The organism is Streptomyces sp. CWNU-52B, from assembly GCF_047444975.1.
Lineage (GTDB): Bacteria > Actinomycetota > Actinomycetes > Streptomycetales > Streptomycetaceae > Streptomyces.
Genome location: NZ_JBLFJV010000060.1, coordinates 84,164 through 101,338, shown reverse-complemented (window position 1 = coordinate 101,338; position 17,175 = coordinate 84,164). Strand labels below are relative to the sequence as shown.

The 17,175-nt window shown below is 73.3% G+C and carries 14 protein-coding genes and 1 pseudogene; 9 read left to right on the top strand and 6 right to left on the bottom strand.

Annotated features, from left to right (window positions below):
• Window positions 1-117 precede the first annotated feature (117 nt).
• From ACLVWQ_RS38510 to ACLVWQ_RS38490, 5 genes are read left to right on the top strand one after another with little or no spacing between them, the layout of a single operon-like run.
• Window positions 118-1,128, top strand: a complete 1,011-nt coding sequence (locus tag ACLVWQ_RS38510; protein ID WP_414113961.1) for a cobalamin biosynthesis protein — start codon at window positions 118-120, stop codon at window positions 1,126-1,128.
• Entirely contained in the window at window positions 1,125-2,657 is a 1,533-nt protein-coding gene (locus tag ACLVWQ_RS38505; RefSeq protein ID WP_414113960.1) for a cobyric acid synthase, read from the top strand. Before ACLVWQ_RS38510 ends, ACLVWQ_RS38505 begins: the two co-directional genes overlap by 4 nt.
• 49 nt (window positions 2,658-2,706) lie before the next feature.
• The gene (locus ACLVWQ_RS38500; protein WP_414113959.1) at window positions 2,707-4,809 is read left to right on the top strand and encodes a putative cobaltochelatase; all 2,103 of its coding nucleotides are present in this window, start codon (window positions 2,707-2,709) and stop codon (window positions 4,807-4,809) included.
• On the top strand, window positions 4,809-5,408 hold the full coding sequence (gene cobO / locus ACLVWQ_RS38495) for a cob(I)yrinic acid a,c-diamide adenosyltransferase (RefSeq protein WP_414113958.1): 600 nt from the start codon (window positions 4,809-4,811) through the stop codon (window positions 5,406-5,408). The genes ACLVWQ_RS38500 and cobO overlap by 1 nt, the downstream gene beginning before the upstream one ends.
• The gene (locus ACLVWQ_RS38490; protein ID WP_414113957.1) at window positions 5,408-6,895 is read left to right on the top strand and encodes a cobyrinate a,c-diamide synthase; all 1,488 of its coding nucleotides are present in this window, start codon (window positions 5,408-5,410) and stop codon (window positions 6,893-6,895) included. The genes cobO and ACLVWQ_RS38490 overlap by 1 nt, the downstream gene beginning before the upstream one ends.
• A gap of 11 nt (window positions 6,896-6,906) precedes the next feature.
• Here ACLVWQ_RS38490 and ACLVWQ_RS38485 read toward each other — a convergent pair whose 3' ends face one another.
• Window positions 6,907-7,635: a ZIP family metal transporter gene (locus ACLVWQ_RS38485; RefSeq protein WP_414113956.1), complete on the bottom strand. Its 729-nt coding sequence runs from the start codon at window positions 7,633-7,635 to the stop codon at window positions 6,907-6,909.
• A 146-nt stretch (window positions 7,636-7,781) separates the two neighbouring features.
• Between ACLVWQ_RS38485 and ACLVWQ_RS38480 the strand changes: the two are divergent.
• The 3 genes and pseudogenes from ACLVWQ_RS38480 to cobC all read left to right on the top strand — a co-directional run.
• Window positions 7,782-8,561: pseudogene (locus ACLVWQ_RS38480) on the top strand (cobalamin biosynthesis protein); the annotation flags it as partial.
• 167 nt (window positions 8,562-8,728) lie between these two features.
• Complete coding sequence (locus tag ACLVWQ_RS38475; protein ID WP_414113955.1) at window positions 8,729-9,610, top strand: sirohydrochlorin chelatase; 882 nt, start codon at window positions 8,729-8,731, stop codon at window positions 9,608-9,610.
• Window positions 9,600-10,706: an Rv2231c family pyridoxal phosphate-dependent protein CobC gene (gene cobC, locus ACLVWQ_RS38470; protein WP_414113954.1), complete on the top strand. Its 1,107-nt coding sequence runs from the start codon at window positions 9,600-9,602 to the stop codon at window positions 10,704-10,706. The genes ACLVWQ_RS38475 and cobC overlap by 11 nt, the downstream gene beginning before the upstream one ends.
• 251 nt (window positions 10,707-10,957) lie before the next feature.
• On the opposite strand, the gene ACLVWQ_RS38465 is transcribed toward cobC, so the two are convergent.
• The 5 genes from ACLVWQ_RS38465 to ACLVWQ_RS38445 all read right to left on the bottom strand — a co-directional run bounded on the left by ACLVWQ_RS38465 (window position 10,958) and on the right by ACLVWQ_RS38445 (window position 15,825).
• Window positions 10,958-11,860, bottom strand: a complete 903-nt coding sequence (locus ACLVWQ_RS38465; protein ID WP_414113953.1) for an SCO1860 family LAETG-anchored protein — start codon at window positions 11,858-11,860, stop codon at window positions 10,958-10,960.
• Between the two features lie 361 nt (window positions 11,861-12,221).
• The gene (locus ACLVWQ_RS38460) at window positions 12,222-13,313 is read right to left on the bottom strand and encodes an amidohydrolase family protein (protein ID WP_414113952.1); all 1,092 of its coding nucleotides are present in this window, start codon (window positions 13,311-13,313) and stop codon (window positions 12,222-12,224) included.
• A 39-nt stretch (window positions 13,314-13,352) separates the two neighbouring features.
• The gene (locus ACLVWQ_RS38455; protein ID WP_414113951.1) at window positions 13,353-14,156 is read right to left on the bottom strand and encodes an amino acid ABC transporter ATP-binding protein; all 804 of its coding nucleotides are present in this window, start codon (window positions 14,154-14,156) and stop codon (window positions 13,353-13,355) included.
• Window positions 14,153-14,986 (bottom strand): amino acid ABC transporter permease, encoded by an 834-nt coding sequence (locus ACLVWQ_RS38450; protein WP_414113950.1) that lies wholly within the window; start codon window positions 14,984-14,986, stop codon window positions 14,153-14,155. Before ACLVWQ_RS38450 ends, ACLVWQ_RS38455 begins: the two co-directional genes overlap by 4 nt.
• Window positions 14,983-15,825: an ABC transporter substrate-binding protein gene (locus ACLVWQ_RS38445; RefSeq protein ID WP_414114033.1), complete on the bottom strand. Its 843-nt coding sequence runs from the start codon at window positions 15,823-15,825 to the stop codon at window positions 14,983-14,985. Before ACLVWQ_RS38445 ends, ACLVWQ_RS38450 begins: the two co-directional genes overlap by 4 nt.
• A 200-nt stretch (window positions 15,826-16,025) precedes the next feature.
• Here ACLVWQ_RS38445 and ACLVWQ_RS38440 point away from each other — a divergent pair, with 200 nt between their 5' ends.
• The gene (locus ACLVWQ_RS38440; protein ID WP_414113949.1) at window positions 16,026-17,072 is read left to right on the top strand and encodes a pyridoxal-phosphate-dependent aminotransferase family protein; all 1,047 of its coding nucleotides are present in this window, start codon (window positions 16,026-16,028) and stop codon (window positions 17,070-17,072) included.
• The last annotated feature ends 103 nt before the right edge of the window (window positions 17,073-17,175 follow it).

Below are 17,175 nucleotides of genomic sequence, written 5' to 3'. Positions count from 1 at the left end.
GGCGCGGACACCCTGAGTGAGGACATATCGCCATGCGCGGCCGCCTGTTGTGGACCTGTGTGTCTCCTGCCAGGTCCTTTCCCGGGGCTCCACCGTCCGTGACGGCGGGCTGAAGCGGTGCGTGCCGATCGCGTCTTCGCGTACGGTGCCGCCGCCGGCCTCCTCGGTGACCTGCTGCTCGGCGATCCCCGCCGGGGGCATCCGGTCGCCGCGTTCGGCCGTGGAGCGCAGGCCGTCGAACGGGTCCTGTGGCGGGACCACCGGGGCTGGGGCGCCCTGCACACCGCGGTGTGCGCGGGCGGCGCCGTCGCCGCCGCCCGCGCCGCCGACCGCTCCGTCCGTGCCTCGGGTGCCGCGTCCGTCGCGCTGACCGCCGCCGCCACCTGGGCCGTCGTCGGAGGGACCTCGCTCGGCCGTGAGGCACGGGCCGTCGGCGCGGCGCTGGCCGCCGGGGACCTCGAGGTGGCCCGCGAGCGGCTGCCGCATCTGTGCGGACGGGACCCGCAGGCGCTGGACGCCGACGGGATCGCGCGGGCCGTCGTCGAGTCGGTCGCCGAGAACACCTCCGACGCCGTGGTGGGCGCCCTGGTGTGGGGCGCCGTGGCGGGGGTGCCCGGTCTGGTCGGGTTCCGCGCGGTCAACACGCTGGACGCCATGGTCGGACACAGGTCGGCCCGCCACCGTCGGTACGGGTGGGCCTCCGCGCGGCTCGACGACGTCGCGGGGTGGCCCGGGGCCCGGCTGACGGCGGCCCTCGCAGCCGTCGCCGGGGGCGATCCGCGCGGCGCCGTCCGCGCCTGGCGCGCCGACGCCGCCCGGCATCCCAGCCCCAACGCCGGCCCCGTCGAGGCCTCGTTCGCGGGTGCGCTCGGGGTGCGGCTCGGCGGGACCCTGTCGTACGCGGGACGGGTCGAGCACCGGCCCGTGCTCAACGGCGCGGGGCGGGCCGTGCGCACCGGGGACATCGAACGGGCCGTCCGGCTCTCGCGACGCGTGAGCCTGCTCGCGCTGGGCGCGAGCGTCGCCGGACGGCTGCTCGCGACATCGCTCACCAGAACGTCACTCACCGGAGCCTCGCTCACCGCACCGCGGCGCACGTCGCCGGTCCCGAAAGGTCGTACGTCATGAGCGGGGGGCCGGGCGCACGGCTGGGCGGCGGACTGCTCGTCGCCGGAACCACGTCCGACGCGGGCAAGAGCGTCGTGACCGCCGGGATCTGCCGGTGGCTGGTGCGGCGCGGCGTCAAGGTCGCGCCGTTCAAGGCGCAGAACATGTCGCTGAACTCGTTCGTGACCCGGGAGGGCGCGGAGATCGGCCGGGCCCAGGCCATGCAGGCACAGGCCGCCCGCGTGGAGCCCACCGCGCTCATGAACCCGGTGCTCCTCAAGCCGGGCAGCGACCGCAGCAGCCAGGTCGTCCTGATGGGGAAGCCCGTGGGCGAGCTGAGCGCGCGCGGCTATCACGGCGGGCGCCAGGAGGCGTTGCTCGGGACCGTCCTGGACTGTCTGGCCGAGTTGCGGGGCACGTATGACGCGGTGATCTGCGAGGGGGCGGGGAGTCCCGCCGAGATCAATCTGCGGCGGACGGACATCGTGAACATGGGGATCGCGCGCAACGCCCGACTGCCCGTGCTCGTGGTGGGCGACATCGACCGCGGCGGGGTCTTCGCCTCCTTCTTCGGGACGGTGGCCCTGCTCTCGCGCGAGGACCAGGAGCTCGTCGCCGGGTTCCTCGTCAACAAGTTCCGCGGGGATGTCTCGCTGCTCGAACCCGGCATCGACATGCTCCGCGGGCTCACCGGGCGGCCCGGCTACGGCATCCTGCCCTTCCGGCACGGGCTCGGCATCGACGAGGAGGACGGCCTGAGCCTCTCCCTGCGGGGCACGGTGCGGGAGTCCGAGGTCGCCGCCCCGGTCGGCGAGGACGTCCTGCGGGTCGCCGTCTGCGCGGTCCCCCTCATGTCCAACTTCACGGACCTGGACGCGCTGGCCGCCGAACCGGGCGTCGTCGTGCGGTTCGTGGACCGGCCCGAGGAACTGTCCGACGCCGACCTGGTCGTCGTACCCGGCACCCGGGGCACGGTCCGGGCCCTGGAGTGGCTGCGGCGGCGCGGTCTCGCGGACGCCCTGGTGCGCAGGGCCGCCGAGGGGCGCCCCGTGCTGGGCGTCTGCGGCGGCTTCCAGCTCCTGGGCGAACACATCGAGGACGACGTCGAGTCGAGGGCCGGCGCCGTCGACGGGCTCGGACTCCTCCCCGTACGCGTGCGGTTCGCGCGGGAGAAGACCCTCGCCCGGCCGGTCGGCGAGGCCCTCGGCGAACCCGTACAGGGCTACGAGATCCATCACGGCGTCGCCCGGGTCACCGGCGGGGAGCCGTTCCTGGACGGCTGCCGGGTCGGTGCGGTGTGGGGCACGCACTGGCACGGCTCGCTGGAGTCGGACGGCTTTAGGCGCGCCTTCCTGCGCGAGGTGGCCGCCGCCGCGGGACGCAGGTTCGTACCGGCCCCCGACACGTCGTTCGCGGGGCTGCGCGAGGAGCAGCTGGACCGGCTGGGCGATCTGATCGAGGAACACGCGGACACGGACGCGCTGTGGCGGCTCATCGAGTCCGGAGCGCCGGCGGGTCTGCCCTTCGTCCCGCCGGGAGCGCCCGCATGACCTCACTCGAAGGCGACTTGCTCGAAGGCTATTGGGAGGACGACAACCAGTGAGTACTCCGTTTCCGTTCACGGCCGTGGTCGGCCAGGACGACCTGCGGCTCGCGCTGCTGCTGAACGCCGTGTCACCCGCGGTGGGCGGTGTGCTCGTCCGCGGTGAGAAGGGCACGGCCAAGTCCACTGCCGTGCGCGCCCTCTCGGCGCTCATGCCGCAGGTCGACGTCGTCGCGGGGTGCCGCTTCTCCTGTGCGCCCGCCGCCCCCGATCCGGCGTGCCCGGACGGCCCCCACGAGGCGGGCGCGGGGGTGTCCCGACCGGCCCGGATGGTCGAGCTGCCCGTCGGGGCCTCCGAGGACCGGCTCGTGGGCGCGCTCGACATCGAGCGGGCGCTCTCCGAGGGCGTGAAGGCCTTCGAGCCGGGCCTGCTGGCCGACGCCCACCGCGGGATCCTGTACGTCGACGAGGTCAACCTCCTCCACGACCACCTGGTCGACCTGCTCCTCGACGCGGCCGCGATGGGTGCCTCGTACGTGGAGCGCGAGGGCGTCTCCGTACGGCATGCCGCGCGGTTCCTGCTCGTGGGGACCATGAACCCCGAAGAGGGCGAGCTGCGGCCGCAGTTGCTCGACCGCTTCGGGCTGACCGTGGAGGTCGCGGCCTCGCGCGAGCCCGAGCAGCGGGTGGAGGTCGTACGGCGGCGGCTCGCGTACGACGACGACCCGGCCGGGTTCACGACGCGCTGGGCCGACGAGGAGTCGGCCGTACGGGCGCGGATCGTGGCCGCGCGGGAGCTGTTGCCCTCGGTGCGGCTCGGCGACGGCGCGCTCCTGCAGATCGCGGCGACCTGCGCGGCGTTCGAGGTGGACGGCATGCGGGCCGACATCGTGATGGCCAGGACCGCCACCGCGCTGGCCGCCTGGGCGGGGCGGACCGACGTGCTGGCCGAGGACGTGCGGCAGGCCGCGCTCCTCGCGCTGCCGCACCGCCGCAGGCGTAACCCCTTCGACGCGCCGGGACTCGACGAGGACAAGCTCGACGAGACGCTGGAGGAGTTCGCGGGCGACGACGAGACCGGCGCCCCCGACGGCTCCGACGGTTCCGACGACGAGGACCCTGATCCGGACGGGCCCGGCGGCGGCGGTGGGCGGCCTCCGCAGGACGGCCCCGACGACGGTGGCGCGGGCAACGACACCGACACCGACAGCGGTGACGGCGAAGGCTCCGGTGAGGTGCCCGCGCAGGGCGAGTCCTCCGAGAACGGGCAGGTACCGGCGCCCGGCGCGGGCGAGCAGGCCCCCGTGCGGGCCGCCGAGCCCTTCCGTACGAAGACGCTGAGCGTGCCGGGGCTCGGCGAGGGGGCCGCCGGGCGGCGGTCGCGGGCGCGGACCGAGCACGGCCGCACCACCGGCGCACGCCGGCCGCGCGGGGCGCTCACCAAGCTGCACCTGGCCGCGACCGTGCAGGCCGCGGCCCCGCACCAGCGGGCGCGCGGACGGTCCGGGCCCGGCCTCGTCGTCCGCCGTGACGATCTGCGGCAGGCCACGCGGGAGGGGCGCGAGGGGAACCTCGTGCTGTTCGTCGTGGACGCGTCCGGGTCGATGGCGGCCCGGCAGCGGATGAGCGCCGTGAAGGGAGCGGTGCTGTCCCTGCTCCTCGACGCCTACCAGCGGCGGGACAAGGTGGGGCTCGTGACCTTCCGCGGGTCCACGGCGGAGGTGGCGCTGCCGCCCACGTCGTCGGTCGACGCCGCCGCCACGCGGCTGGAGTCGCTGCCCACGGGCGGGCGTACGCCGCTGGCGGCCGGGCTGCTGCGGGCGCACGACGTGCTGCGCGTGGAGCGGTTGCGGGATCCGGCCCGGCGCGCGCTGGTGGTGCTGGTCACGGACGGCCGGGCCACGGGCGGGCCCGAGCCGGTGGCGCTCGCCGGGCGGGCCGCGCGGCTGTTCGCCGCCGACAAGGTCGCCTCCGTCGTCGTCGACTGCGAGTCGGGGCTCGTCCGGCTCGGACTCGCCGGGCAGCTCGCGGGTGAGCTCGGCGGCAGCGCCGTGACGCTCGACGAGCTGCGGGCCGACTCGATCGCCGGGCTGGTCAGGGACGTCCAGGGCAACAGCAGCCGGACCGACGGTCCGGGCAACAGCAGGAGGGCCGCGTAATGCCGCAGGGACAGCCGAGTGTCGTACCGGACGACGGTCTGACGACTCGTCAGCGACGCAACAGGGCGCTCGTCATGGTGCACACCGGGATCGGCAAGGGGAAGTCCACCGCCGCCTTCGGACTCGCGCTGCGGGCCTGGAACCAGGGGTGGCCCATCGGGGTGTTCCAGTTCGTCAAGTCCGCGAAGTGGAAGGTCGGCGAGGAGAACGCGCTGCGGGTCCTCGGTGCCAGCGGCGAGGGCGGGTCCGTCGACTGGCACAAGATGGGCGAGGGCTGGTCCTGGGTGCAGCGCGACGACCAGCAGGACAACGAGGCGAAGGCCCGCGAGGGCTGGGAGCAGGTCAAGCGGGACCTCGCCGCCGAGACGTACAAGCTGTACGTGCTCGACGAGTTCGCCTACCCCATGCACTGGGGCTGGATCGACGTCGACGAGGTCGTGGAGGTGCTGCGGGGCCGGACCGGGACCCAGCACGTCGTCATCACCGGGCGGAACGCTCCTGAGAAGCTGGTGGAGTTCGCCGACCTCGTCACCGACATGTCCAAGGTCAAGCACCCGATGGACGCCGGTCAGAAGGGACAGAGGGGCATCGAGTGGTGATGTCCGCCGTCCCCCGGCTGGTCGTCGCCGCGCCCGCCTCCGGGAGCGGCAAGACCACCGTGGCCACGGGACTGATGGCCGCGTTCGCCTCGCGGGGGCTCGCCGTGTCCCCGCACAAGGTGGGGCCCGACTACATCGATCCCGGGTACCACTCGCTCGCCAGCGGGCGGGTGGGGCGGAACCTCGACTCCTACATGTGCGGTCCCGAGCTGATCGCCCCGCTGTTCGCACACGGTGCCCGCGGGTGCGACCTCGCCGTGGTCGAGGGGGTGATGGGGCTGTTCGACGGGGCCTCCGGGGAGGGTGAGCTGGCCTCCACCGCGCAGGTGGCGAAGCTGCTGCGGGCGCCCGTGGTGCTGGTCGTGGACGCGTCCTCGCAGTCCCGGTCGGTGGCCGCGCTCGTACACGGGTTCGCCTCGTGGGATCCCGGGGTGCGGATCGGCGGGGTGATCCTCAACAAGGTCGCGTCCGACCGGCACGAGGCGCTGTTGCGGGAGGCGATGGATTCGTCGGGGGTGCCGGTGCTGGGTGCCTTGCGGCGGGCCGAGCAGGTGGGTACGCCTTCCCGGCATCTGGGTCTTGTGCCGGTCGCGGAGCGGCGGGGGGAGGCGGTTGCCGCTGTCGCGGCGATGGGGGCGCGGGTGCGGGACGGGTGTGATCTGGAGGCGTTGTTCGCGTTGGCCTGTGGGGCCGGGGAGTTGTCGGGGGTCGCCTGGGACGCGGGTGAGGTGCTGGCTCTTTCGCCCCCGCCGCCCCGTCCCCTCCCGGCCCTGGGGGCTGCTCCCCCAGACCCCCCTGTCGGCCTTGCGGCCTCGTCCTCAAACGCCGGACGGGCTGAACGGCGAACGCCGGACGGGCTGAACGGGCCGGCCAGGCCCCTTGTCGCCCTGGCCGGTGGGGCCGCCTTCACCTTCTCCTATGCCGAGCACGCCGAGTTGCTGACCGCCGCCGGGGCCGAAGTCGTGAGTTTTGATCCGTTGCGGGACGAGCAACTGCCGGACGGGACCCGGGGACTGGTCGTCGGCGGGGGGTTTCCCGAGGTGTTCGGGCCGGAGCTGTCCGCCAACGAGCCGTTGCGCAAGGCGGTCGCCGCGCTCGCCGAGAGCGGGGCGCCGATCGCGGCCGAGTGCGCGGGGCTGCTCTATCTCTCCCGTGAGCTCGACGGCCTGCCGATGTGCGGTGTCATCGACGCCGAGGCCCGGATGGACACGCGGCTGACACTCGGGTACCGGGACGCCGTGGCGGTGTCGGACAGTGTGCTGGCCGAGGCGGGCAGCCGGATGCGGGGGCACGAGTTCCACCGGACCGTCGTGGAACCGGGGGCGGGAGCGGTTCCCGCCTGGGGGCTGCGCACTCCGCAACGGCGGGTCGAGGGCTTCGTACAGCGGGGTGTGCACGCGAGTTATCTGCACACGCACTGGGCGGCCGCGCCCGGGGTCGCCCGTAGGTTCGTGGAGCGGTGCGTGGAGAGGCACGTGGAGCGGTGAACGGCCGGGGCTCACTCCGCGATGCCCACGACCAGCCACATGAAGGTCACTCCGGCGAGCGTGCAGAGCAGGGTGGAGCGGGCCGGGTGTTCGTGGTGGGCCTCGGGGAGGATCTCGGCGGCGGCGAGGTACAGGAGCGCGCCGCCGAAGAACCCGAGATAGCCGCCGAGCAGGTGCTCGGGGATGGTGAACAGCAGCGTCGAGGCGGCGCCCGCCACGGGGGCCGCCGCGTCCGCGAACAGCATGGCCACCGCCTTGCGGCGGGCGTTCCCGTACAGGGTCGTGATCGTGTACGTGTTGAAGCCGTCCGCGAAGTCGTGGGCGATCACCGCGACGGCCACGGCGGCTCCCATGCCGCCGCCCACCTGGAAGGCCGCGCCGATCGCCACGCCGTCCATCGCGCTGTGGCCGACCATCGCCGCGGCGGCGGTCAGGCCCACCTCCGGCGTACGGCCGTCGTGCTCCTCTCCCCCGTGCGCGGCCCGGCGCACGGCGAGGAGACGCTCCACCATGTGCGCCAGGAGGAAGCCGGCCACGAACAGCAGCAACGCGGCCGGTACGCCGAAGATCTCCTCGCCCGCCGCGCCCAGTGCCTCGGGGAGCAGGTCCAGGCCCACCACGCCCAGCATCAGGCCGCCGGCCAGGCCGAGTACGAGGTGGCGGCGGTCGGTGACGCGTTGCGCCGTCCAGCCGCCGGCCAGCGTCATGAGGAACGCGCCGAGCGCGACGAACACCGCCATACGCCCTTGCTATCCGATCGGCCCGCATTCACACAGGTCCGCCGCACTTCAGCGTCCTCATGGCGGCAAGAATGGACCCTGTTCCCCGCCCTGCGCGCCGTCACCGTCGACGTCGGCGCCGACGAGGCCGGGGTCCAGGTCGACGAGGTGGAAATGTGGAGGTTTGTCTCGTGAGCGAGAGCGGCGGTACGGGGACGGGGGCGCCCGTGCCCCCGGGGAGCCGGGCGGAGAGCGGGGCGGGCGTCGGGTCCGGCGCCGGACCGGTGTTCGACGCGGGGTGGCTCGGGCTGCTCGCGGAGAAGGGTCTGGCCGAGGGGGATCTGGCGGGGGTGACACGAGCCATCCGCGAGGGCGGACCGGTCGTGCTGCACTCCGAGCTGCCCTGGCCGCTGCCGCCGTTGCCGCCGGCTCCGGAACCGTCGCTGCCGGCCGCCGGTGCCGAGGGCGCGTACTCGATCCGGGTGACCGACAGGGCCGTCGGGCCCGCCGAGCGCGAGGTCGTCGTCCGTCCGCCGTCCCTCGTCGTCGGCGTCGGTGCCTCCAAGGGGGCCCCGGCCGACGAGGTGCTCGGGCTCGTCGAGGAGGCGCTGTGGGACGCCGGGCTGTCCGCCAAGTCCGTCGCCTGGTTCGCCACGGTCGACACGAAGGCCGACGAGCCCGGCATCCTCGGGGCGGCCGAGTGGCTGGAGGTACCCGTGGTGACGTACGCCGCCGAGGAGTTGGCGACGGTCGAGGTGCCCCACTCCTCCGACGCGTCGCTCGCCGCCGTCGGTACGCCCTCCGTCGCCGAGGCCGCCGCCCTCGTCCGGGGCGGCGAACTCCTCGTCCCCAAGCGCAGGTCCGCCGCCCGGCCCGCGATGGCGACCTGCGCGGTCGTACGCCGGGCGGCGCGGGCCGGCGAGTCCGGCAGGGTCACCACCCCTGGTGGGAGTCGATCCGGCCACGGTGGACATGATGACGGGGGACGCGATGCCGAGGGTGACCCTGAGCAACACGGTGACCGTTGAAGTCGTCGGCCGTATCGTGACGCAGCGCGGCTGACGTCATCCCCCACCGTTCCACCCCGTTCTGTTGTGTATGTCGAGGAGAAATCGTGACCACCCCCGCCCCCGCCCTGCTCATCGCCGGCCATGGCACCAGGGACGACGCCGGCGCCGAGGCGTTCCGCGACTTCGTCCGGGAGCTGGGCCGGCGCAACCCCGGCCTGCCCGTGGCGGGCGGCTTCGTCGAGTCGTCCCCGCCGCCGCTCGGCGACGCGGTGACCGAGCTGGTCGGCCGGGGAGTGAGCCGGTTCGTCGCGGTCCCGCTGACGCTCGTGGCCGCCGGGCGCGCCAAGGGTGACATCCCGGCCGCGCTGGCCCGCCAGCAGGAGCGGCACCCCGGGATCTCATACACGTACGGGCGTCCGCTGGGCCCGCACCCGGCGCTGCTGTCCGTGCTGGGGCGGCGGCTCGACGAGGCGCTCGGCGGCTCGGTGCGCACGCCCCAGGACCGGGCCGAGGTGACGGTGCTGCTCGTCGGACGCGGCTCGACCGACCCGGACGCCAACGCGGAGGTGCACCGGACGGCGCGGCTGCTGTGGGAGGGCAGTGGTTACGCCGGCGTGGAGACGGCGTTCGTGTCGCTGGCCGCGCCGGACGTGCCGTCGGGCCTGGACCGCTGTGTGCGGCTCGGCGCGCGGCGGATCGTGGTGCTCCCCTACTTCCTGTTCGCCGGTCTCCTCCCGGACCGGATCCAGTTGCAGGCCGAGGGATGGGCGGCGGCCCATCCGGAGGTCGAGGTGCGCTCCGCCGACGTCGTCGGGCCGGAGCCCGAGCTGCTCGACCTCGTCATGGACCGGTACCGGGAGGCGACCGAGGAGGACAGGACGGGATCCGCCCGGCAGGCGGGCCTCCGCCCGGACGACGAGGCGCGGCACCTCGGACATCATCAAGGTCGTCACCACGACAGCCACGCACACTCCCATGCGCACTGACGACGACGGCAGAGACCGCGGAGACGGCGCGTACGTCAGGTCGCACGATCTGCGGCACCACGGTGACGCCGAGGTGCGCGACGACGGCTCCTCGCTCGTCGACCTCGCCGTGAACGTCCGGGCCCGCACTCCCCCGGACTGGCTGCGCGTCCGTATCGCCGAGTCGCTGGGCGGGCTGGCCGCCTACCCGGACGGGCGGGCCGCGCGGGCCGCGGTGGCGGCACGGCACGGGCTGCCCGTGGAGCGGGTGCTGCTCACGGCCGGGGCCGCCGAGGCCTTCGTGCTGCTGGCCCGGTCCCTGAAGGTCCGTCATCCGGTGGTGGTGCACCCGCAGTTCACCGAGCCGGAGGCGGCGCTGCGGGACGCGGGGCACACCGTGGACCGGGTGCTGCTCCGGCCCCAGGAGGGGTTCCGGCTCGATCCGTCGGCCGTCCCCGAGGACGCGGACCTGGTGGTGATCGGCAATCCGACCAATCCCACGTCGGTCCTTCATCCGGCCGGTCTGATCGCTGGACTCGCCCGTCCCGGGCGGACGTTGGTGGTCGACGAGGCGTTCATGGACGCGGTACCCGACGAGCGGGAGGCGTTGGCGGGGCGGACGGACGTGCCGGGGCTCGTGGTGTTGCGCAGCCTCACCAAGACGTGGGGGCTCGCGGGGTTGCGGATCGGGTACGTGCTCGCGGCGCCCGAGACGGTCGACGAGCTCGGCCGCGGTCAGCCGTTGTGGCCGGTGTCCTCGCCGGCGCTGGCCGCGGCCGAGGCGTGCATGACTCCGAGGGCTCTCGCCGAGCAGGCGGAGGCGGCCCGGCAGGTCGCCACGGACCGGGCCCATCTGGTCGCGGGGCTCGCGGAGTTCGCGTCCGACGGGGTGCGGTTGGCGGAGCCCGCCGAGGGGCCGTTCGTGCTGGTCGGGCTGCCGGGGGCGGTGGCTGTGCGGGCGCGGCTGCGGCGGCTGGGGTTCGCGGTGCGGCGGGGGGACACGTTTCCTGGGCTGGACGAGACGTGGTTGCGGTTGGCGGTGCGGGACCGTGCGACGGTGAACCGCTTCCTCCAGGCCCTGGACCAGGCCCTGAGCCTGACCGGCGGGTGCGCCTGACGGGCGGTTCGGCCGATTCGCCTGCGGGCCCGGTGGGGGCTGATCGCGCAGTTCCCCGCGCCCCTGAAAAACCGGGGCTACGCCCCAGCCTTTTCAGAGGCCGCGAGGACCTTGAAGGGGCGCGGGGAACGGCGCAATCCTTTAGGGGCGCGGGGAACTGCGCAATCTTTTAGGGGCGCGAGGAACTGCGCGGGCAGCCCCCACCGGGCCGCGGGTTGATGGGCGCGCCGCGGGCCGGGGGGACTCCGGGTTCAGGCTCGGCGGCGGGACAGGGCGACCGCTCCCCCACCCGCGGCCAGCAGCGCGACCGCCCCCGCCGCCACATACGGCGTGGCCGAACTACCCCCCGTCTCCGCCAGGTCGGCCCCCGCCGCAGCCCCCTGCGGCTTCACCCCCGGCGCCGCCGCGGCAGGCGTCTCAGCCGCCGCAGGCGCCCCCGGTGCCTCGCAGGTGGCCCGCGCCAGCGTCACCTTCCCCTCGACCTCCGCCACATTGAGCTTCAACGGGTTCACGGAGACCGTGAGTTCGAGCGCGGTCGCGGCCGCCGTACGGGACGTGGTCCGGGTCGACGACAGGTCGAGCCGCACCTCACCGACCCCCGGCACCGTCACCCGCGTCGTCCCACCGGAGGTGACCGTGGTCCGCTTGCCGAGCACCGTCACCGCGCCCAGCGGATCGGCCGAGGCGACCGGCTTCTCGCCCGCCACGCAGACCGCCTTCGCGGTGACCTGCTCGACCTCGATCAGGGACAGCAGCGGCAGCCCCGGGATGTGCACCTTGGCGTGGGCAAGCCGCACCGACCCCTCGGCCTTCTCCTCGGAGACGGACGCCCGCGCGTCGGCGACCTCCGCGCCGAGCACGGTGAACGGCCGGCCGCCGTCGACACCGTCGAGCTTCGCGGTGAGCGCGGTCTTCTCCGCGCTCTGCGGTGCCTGTACTTCGTTGAGCGAGACCGCGAGCGGGACGTTCACGGTCTTGTTGAGCAGGGAGACGTCGAGTCCGGTACGGAGCACGACGGCACCTGCGCGACCCTGGTCGCCGGTCGCGTGGGCCGGGCCCGCGCCGGCCAGGACGGCGGGACCCGCGGTCAGGGCGACGGCGGCCGCGGTGGCGGCCAGCCTGCGTGCGGGCATGCGGAAAGCGTTGCTGTTCAAGGTGGTGGGACCCCCACAGGAGACAGAACTGGAGACATGGCTCCGCCGGTCGCTTCACGCACAGGGACATGTGAGGAAGATCCGGCGATGCCGATGCGTGAATACTTACGCACGGAGAGTGAACAGTCAGCAAGCTGACGGGAGTTCACCCATACGTGGAGTTTCCGCGCACTTCTTCGATTCGATCTGCACGTACGTTCCTCAAGTCCACCCGGACCACTGAACCGACAGGACAGCGCCGGTTGACGCGCCGGAGCCCGGGGAGAAGTGCAGAACGACCGAACAGGCCACCCGGTCACGCTCCGTCAACTCACCGCCCACCGCCCGCCACCGACGCCCCGGCTCGGCTCGGCTCGGCGCGCTAGCCGACGACCCGGCCGCCCAGCACCACCCGCCGCGGCGCCCCCAGCACCCGTACGTCCGCCCGCGGGTCCTCCCCGTACACGACGAGGTCCGCCGGGGCCCCCTCCTCCAGGCCGGGCCGCCCCAGCCAGGCACGCGCGCCCCAGGCGGTGGCCGAGAGCGCCTCGACGGGCGGGATCCCCGCGGTCACCAGCTCGGCGACCTCCCCGGCCACCAGCCCGTGCGGAAGCGTGCCGCCCGCGTCGGTGCCCACGAACACCGGGATCCCGGCGTCGTACGCGGCGCGCACGGTGTCGTAACGGCGTTCGTACAGCCGCCGCATGTGCGCCGACCACCGGGGGAACTTGCCGTCGCCCCCGGCCGCGAGCTGCGGGAACGTCGCGATGTTGACCAGGGTCGGCACGATCGCGACGCCGCGTTCGGCGAAGAGCGGGATCGTGTCCTCGGTCAGCCCGGTGGCGTGCTCGACGCAGTCGATGCCCGCCTCGACGAGGTCCCGCAGCGAGTCCTCCGCGAAGCAGTGCGCGGTGACGCGGGCGCCGAGCCGGTGCGCCTCGGCGATGGCCGCCTCCACGGCGTCGCGCGGCCAGCAGGCGCCGAGGTCGCCCGTGCCGCGGTCGATCCAGTCGCCCACCAGCTTGACCCAGCCGTCGCCGCGCCGGGCCTCCTGGGCGACGTACGCGACGAGGTCCGCCGGCTCGATCTCGTGCGCGAAGCCCCGGATGTAGCGGCGGGTACGGGCGATGTGGCGCCCCGCCCTGATGATCCTCGGCAGGTCGTCGCGGTCGTCGATCCAGCGCGTGTCGGAGGGCGAACCCGCGTCGCGGATCAGCAGGGTGCCGGCCTCGCGGTCGGACAGGGCCTGCTTCTCCGCGACGTCCTCGGGGACCGGGCCGTGCGGGCCGAGGCCCACATGGCAGTGGGCGTCGACGAGGCCGGGGAGGGCCCAGCCGTCGACGGTGCGGATGTCGCGGGCGCCGGCGGGGCGCTCGTACGAGATCCGCCCGCCGACGACCCAGAGTTCGTCCCGGGCCTCTTCGGGGCCGACGAGGACCCGGCCCCTCACGTGCAGTACCGCCTCATCGCTCATGGGCTGCACCTTAGTTCGCGGCTCCGGGGCGGTTCGCGACTACGGAGCCCCGTTCTCCTCCACCTCCGCCTTCGCCGGGTCCAGCAGGCGGGAGAGGAAGTGGCGGGTGCGTTCGTGGCTCGGGGCGCCGATGACCTGGGACGGGGCGCCCTCCTCGACGATCACTCCGCCGTCCATGAAGACGACCCGGTCGGCGACCTCACGGGCGAAGGACATCTCGTGGGTGACGACCATCATGGTCATGCCCTCGTCGGCGAGCATGCGCATCACCGCGAGGACGTCCCCGACCAGTTCCGGGTCGAGCGCCGAGGTCGGCTCGTCGAAGAGCATCACCTCGGGGCCCATGGCGAGCGCGCGGGCGATGGCGACGCGCTGCTGCTGACCGCCGGAGAGGGACCCGGGGTAGGCCGTCGCCTTCTCGGCGAGCCCGACGCGCCGGAGGTTCTCGGCGGCGACCTTCGCGGCCGCCGCCTTGTCCCGGCCCAGCACCCGGCGCTGCGGCAGCGTCAGGTTGTCGGTCACGGTCAGGTGCGGGAAGAGGTTGAACTGCTGGAAGACCATGCCGATCCGGCGGCGTACCGCGTCGATGTCGACGTCGGGGTGGGTGACCTCGGTACCGCCGACGAAGACCTGCCCCTTGGTGGGCTCCTCCAGGAGGTTCACACAGCGGAGCAGGGTCGACTTGCCGGAACCGGAGGGGCCGATGACACACACGACCTCACCGGTGCCGACCTCCAGGTCGATGCCGCGCAGCACCTCGTTGTCGCCGAAGGACTTGTACAGGCCCTGGACCTGGATCTCGGGGCCGGCCGGTGTGTCCCGTGTGTCCGGTGCGCTGCTCACTTGGTGGCCTCCCCGGCCTTCGTCTCAAGACGGCGTACGACGAAACCGAGCGGGATCGTGACCAGCAGATAGCACAGGCCCGCCACCAGGATCGGCGTCGAGTTGGCGGTCTCGCTCGCCAGGTCGCGGCCGAACTTGGACAGTTCGCGCTCCTCAAGGGTGACCCCGAGGAACAGCACCAGCGAGGAGTCCTTGAAGAGGAGGACCAACTCGTTGGTGAGCGGCGGGATCACGATCCGGAACGCCTGCGGAATGATGATGGAGACCATGGCACGGCCGTACGAGAAGCCCAGTGAACGGGCCGCCTCCATCTGCCCCTTGGGGACGGCCTGGATGCCCGCGCGGATCGTCTCCGCCATGTACGCGGCCGCCACCAGGCCGAGCGCGAGCGCGACCTTTCCGTACGTGCCGCCGGGGATCTCCGTGCCGGGGAACGCCAACGGCACGGCGACGCCCACGAAGATGAAGATCAGCAGGGCGGGCAGCCCGCGGAAGATCTCGATGTAGACACCGGCCAGCCAGCGGTACGGGCCGACCGAGGAGAGCCGCATCAGGGCGACGACCACGCCGAGGGCGAGGCCGAAGACGAAGCCGGACACCGTGTAGAGGACGGTGTTCTTCAGCGCCAGCGTGATGATGTCCGGGAACATCCGCTGGGCCAGGTCGAACTGGGCGAACTGGTTCCGCAGTTGCCCCCAGTCGGCCGTGAAGCCGAGGGCCACCAGGGCGGCGACGAACACCGCGTACTGCAGGCCGCGCGACACGGCCCGCTTCTGACGCCGGCTCAGACCGCTCTTGCGGGGCTGGACCCGGGTACCGGCCGCACTCATGAGGTGGCGGACGGCGAAGCGGAGGCCGCGTTCTCGTCGTACGGGCCGATCCACTTCTCGTACAGCTTCTTGTACGTGCCGTCGGCCTTGGCGTCGGACAGGGCCTTGTTCACGGCTTCGAGGAGCTTGGTGTTGCCCTTCTTCAGCGTGATGCCGTACTGCTCACCGGTGTTGATGTTGTCGGCGATCTCGAAGGCCGCGGCGTTGGCCTTGTCCTTCAGCCAGCCCTGGACGACCGGGTAGTCGATGACGACGGCCTTGACCTGTCCGGTGCGCAGCCCGTTGAGGAGCGCGTCCGAGGACTCGAAGGAGACCGGGTTGAGGTCCTTGCTCTTCGCGAACTCCTCGCCGGTGGTCTGCGCCTGTGCGCCGACCTTCTTGCCCTTGAGGTCCGCGAGGGAGGAGATGCCGCTCTTCTTGGCGGTCAGGATGCCCTGGGTGGCCTCGAAGTACGGGTCGGAGAAGTCGACGTTCTTCTTGCGCTCGTCGGTGATCGTCATGCCGGCCGCGGCGAGGTCGCACTGGCCGGAGTTGAGGGATCCGCCCGTCTTGAAGTTCTCGAAGGGCTGGTCGAGGATCACCTGCTTCACGCCCAGGTCCTTGGCGACCAGGTCGACCAGCGACACGTCGAAGCCCTGGACCTTGCCGTCGATCTCCGACTGGAACGGCGGGTACGGCAGGTGCGTGCAGGTGGTGAGCTGGCCGCCCTTCACCAGTTCGACCCCGTTCGCGGTGGTCTTCTTGCCCCCGTCGTCGTCCGAGGAACAGCCCGCCACGAGCAGCAGCCCGGCCGTCGCGGTGGTGGCGGCCAGCATGCGGGATCGGCGTCCGGGGACCATCTTCACGAGGGGACCTCCTGTGGGGAAACTGTGGCTTCTGATTATAAGGATTTGTTTGAGGTGCTCAAACCAATCCCATGACCGTTGGGCCGTCCGGCCTCGGAAGTCACCGGTGGGGCCGGAAGGCCCGGACGGCCGCCGGCGCCGGGGCGCCGGTTACGCTCGATGCTGCCTACCCCGTGAGTGAAGAGAGCAACACCGTGACCCATCCCTTCCTGGACCTGGCGCCGCTGAGCGCCGCGCACTTCGCGTCGATCGAGGACCGCGTGGCGCGCCTGCTCTCCACCGAGCAGGACGTCGTGGTCCCGCAGGGCGAGGCGCTGCTGCCGCTGGAGGGTGCCATCCGTGGCGCCGCCGGCCCCGGTACGACGGCACTCAACGTGATCACCGGTCCGTACGGGCAGACGTTCGGCGACTGGCTGCGGGACTGCGGCGCGACCGTGTACGACCTGGCCGTTCCCTTCCACACGGCGGTCAAGGCCGCGCAGATCCGGGAGGCGCTCGCCGAGCACCCGGAGATCGACTTCGTCTCCCTGGTGCACGCGGAGGCGGCCACCGGGAACACCAACCCGGTCGCGGAGATCGGCGAGGTCGTACGGGAACACGGCGCGCTCTTCTACCTGGACGCGGTGGCCTCCGTGGGCGCCGAGCCGGTGCTGCCGGACGCGTGGGGCGTGGACCTGTGCGTGATCGGGGCGCAGAAGGCGATGGGCGGGCCCGCCGGAGTCTCGGCGGTGTCGGTGAGCGAGCGGGCGTGGGCCCGGATGGCCGCGAACCCGCACGCTCCGCGCCGCTCCTACCTCTCCCTCCTGGACTGGAAGGAGCGCTGGACGGACGCCGGACGGAAGGTCCTCCTGCACGCCCCGGCGCAGCTGGAGATGCTGGCGCTGGAGGCGTGTCTGGAGCGGATCGAGTCGGAGGGCCCTGCCGCGGTCATGGCCCGCCATGCCGCGGCCGCGGCGGCGACGCGGGCGGGGGTGCTCGCGCTGGGCGGGGGGCTCGAACCGTATGTGTACGAGGCGGTGGACGCGGCGCCGGTGGCCACGACGCTGCGGACGCCTGCCGGCGTGGATGCCGGCGAGGTGGTCGCCGTCGCGCTCGCCGGTGATCCTTCGCTTCCGCTGGCCGCGGGTGGTGGGACGCTGGGCAAGGAGATGATCCGGGTGAACCACTACGGGGCTGCGGCGGACCCGGTCGTGGTGGAGCGGTGCCTCTCCGCGCTGCGGCGGGCGCTGGCGGGTAGCTGAGCCCGGTCGGTCTGCCTGAGCCCCGATGCCACCTGCGGCCCAGTGAGGGCTGGACGCGCCGTTCCCCGCGCCCCCAAACGGGGGCGCGGGGAACGGCGCAGAC